The organism is Streptomonospora alba, assembly GCF_000826685.1.
Classification (GTDB): domain Bacteria; phylum Actinomycetota; class Actinomycetes; order Streptosporangiales; family Streptosporangiaceae; genus Streptomonospora; species Streptomonospora alba.
Map to the genome: position 1 here is coordinate 1 of NZ_JROO01000081.1, position 2,194 is coordinate 2,194.

The 2,194-nt window shown below is 68.8% G+C and carries 1 protein-coding gene and 2 pseudogenes; 2 read left to right on the forward strand and 1 reads right to left on the reverse strand.

Annotated features, from left to right (window positions below):
* Positions 1 to 804: 804 nt before the first annotated feature.
* A pseudogene (locus tag LP52_RS29070) lies at positions 805 to 999 on the forward strand (VanZ family protein); the annotation flags it as partial.
* A gap of 22 nt (positions 1,000 to 1,021) precedes the next feature.
* On the opposite strand, the gene LP52_RS28620 reads toward LP52_RS29070, so the two are convergent.
* On the reverse strand, positions 1,022 to 1,480 hold the full coding sequence (locus LP52_RS28620) for a hypothetical protein (protein ID WP_040276943.1): 459 nt from the start codon (positions 1,478 to 1,480) through the stop codon (positions 1,022 to 1,024).
* Positions 1,481 to 1,888: 408 nt separating this feature from the next.
* Between LP52_RS28620 and LP52_RS25340 the strand changes: the two are divergent.
* Positions 1,889 to 2,194 (forward strand): annotated as a pseudogene (locus LP52_RS25340) (pentapeptide repeat-containing protein); the annotation flags it as partial.

Genomic DNA, 2,194 nt, shown 5'->3' on the forward strand with positions numbered 1-2,194 from the left:
GTGACCGGACGCCGAGCGCCGGACCGCTGCTGACCCGCCCGACAACGGGCCATATCGGTGGTCAGACATGAAAAGCCCGCCCCTCAGGGGGCGCAGGATACGAGAGGGCTGACGGTCGCTTCGATGTCACTCATCTTGCGGAACAGCCGCATGCTGGTCTTGCCTCGAAGTAGGACACCGGCCCTCGGGGCTACCCACGGGTAACTTGGCGGCTCGCCGTAGCTTCAGGAGCACCGAAGCCATGAAGCCCGCGGCCGCGAGCGCGCGAGCGCCGCACCGACCGCGGCCCGCCTCCAATGCCGGTCAGAAGAGAGTGGCGCCGGCCGGGGGTCGGCCGCTGAGGCAGCCGCGATCGCGGCTCGGTGCCGCGGGCGCGGGCCTCCAGGATGGCCCCGCGGATCGCGATGAGCGGCGAGCGGGTGGGGCCCGGCACCCCCGTCATCGGCTGGTTTCCTGCAGCGGAAATATGCGCCCTGGTTACGCGGCTAATAATCCGACGTGCCGCGTGTGCTTCTTTTCCGGCGCCCTGACTCCGGTCGGCGGGAAATGTATGGTGGGATCTCTCCTATGGGTTTTTCTTCGGTCACCGTCGTCCTGGATGCGGCGCTTGTTTTTTCGCCCGCAGTGGCGCTGGTCGTCGCCGCGCTGGCGTGGTGGCGCATCCGCCGGGGCCGGTCCGCGGCGCGCGCCATGCTCGACAGCGCCGCCGACGTGCTCGCGCCCTGCACGCTGCTGCCGGTCTTCGCGCTGACCCTGTTCAACCCGGGCAGCGGGGGCGGCGTGGTGCTGGTGCCCTTCACCGGAATGCTGGGCAACGGTCTGGGTTTGACCACGCTGTATCAGAGTGGGGGCAACATCGCGCTGTTCGTCCCGCTGGGCGCGCTGCTGCCGCTGGCCTACGGGCGGCGCCTAGCCCGATGGCTGCGCGTAGGGGCCGCGGCCGCGGCGCTCTCGGCCGGCGTGGAGATCCTGCAGTACGCGCTGGGCACCGGCCACGTTGCCTCCGTGGATGACGTGCTGCTCAACGTGGCCGGGGCACTGCTGGGCGCGGGCTTGAGCTGGCCGTGGTGGCGGGGCGGGCCGTGCCACCGCTGCAGTCGATGGTGCGGGTGCCCTCGGTGGACCAGCCGATCAGCTCGTCGCGCTCCAGGCGGATCAGGGCGGTGCCGTAGGCCGGCGGGCAGTTGGTGATCGAGTCCACCTCGACCGTGTGGGTGCCGTTGTTGGGGCTGGAGTAGGTGCGGGAGTAGATGCCGACGTCGAACTCCGCGGTCCAGTTGAAGGAGCCGTCGAGCACGGCGCTGGAGGTGAAGGTGGAGCCGTTGTTGTAGGTCAGGGTCGTGGCGCCGGCCTCAGTGGGCTGCTTCTCCACCACCCGGGGCGCCGGGGCCGCCTCATCGGCTGCTGCTGCGGTCGGAGCCAGGGTGCAGGCCAGAGCCGCGGCACCGGCAGCGGCCGCGACGCGGGGGATCGTCCGCATTAAAGAAGACACCTCTTTAGTTGGGCGTTTTTGGGCCACGTGTGTGCTTTCCGGGACGACCGTGGAACAATCGCGCGGGGCCGCTTGCGGACACTAGTGTATTTCTGCGCTGCGCGTTCATTCGCAGTTAAGAGATACACGAAAGGAAAGGATCGTATTCCTCTTTCGTTGAAGTGGAAGGCGCGCTAAACGCGGGATGATCCCCCGTCATCGGAGGCGGGCAGCGAACAGCCGTGCGTAGGAGGTGGCCTCACGACCAATTAGGACTCCTTGCTGTAGCGCAAGAGAGTTCCGTATCGACGCTGGAGCGGCCCTGTCGTGTACCGGCCGGCGCGCGGTGACGGTGTTGTTGGCCGGGATGCGGCAATTCGTGCTCATACCGGCAGCGGGCGGCCTACGGTGACGGCCATGCGCTTACCCACCCCCCGCCAGTGGACGGCGATCGCGCTCACCGCCGTGGCACTGCCCGCGCTCACGATCACCGCCTGGCCCCTGATCCCCTTCCTGGCCGATCTGCTGCCCGAGGAACTGCCGCTGGGGCGCATCCTGCGGGGGCTGTTCTTCGCCGCCGTCCTCGTGGCCGCGGCCGTTCTGGTTCGCTCCCAAGCCCACGGGGTGTCGGTGTGGTTGGGATGGCTGATCCTGACCGCGTGGGCGGTCGCCATCGCCGTTGTCGCAGGGATTGTGCTCCTCGTCTGGCTCATCCTGGGCTCC

Bases quoted from the DNA above. Each gene is read 5' to 3' on its own strand.
- LP52_RS28620 (WP_040276943.1), bottom strand. From the start codon at position 1,480: ATGCGGACGATCCCCCGCGTCGCGGCCGCTGCCGGTGCCGCGGCTCTG.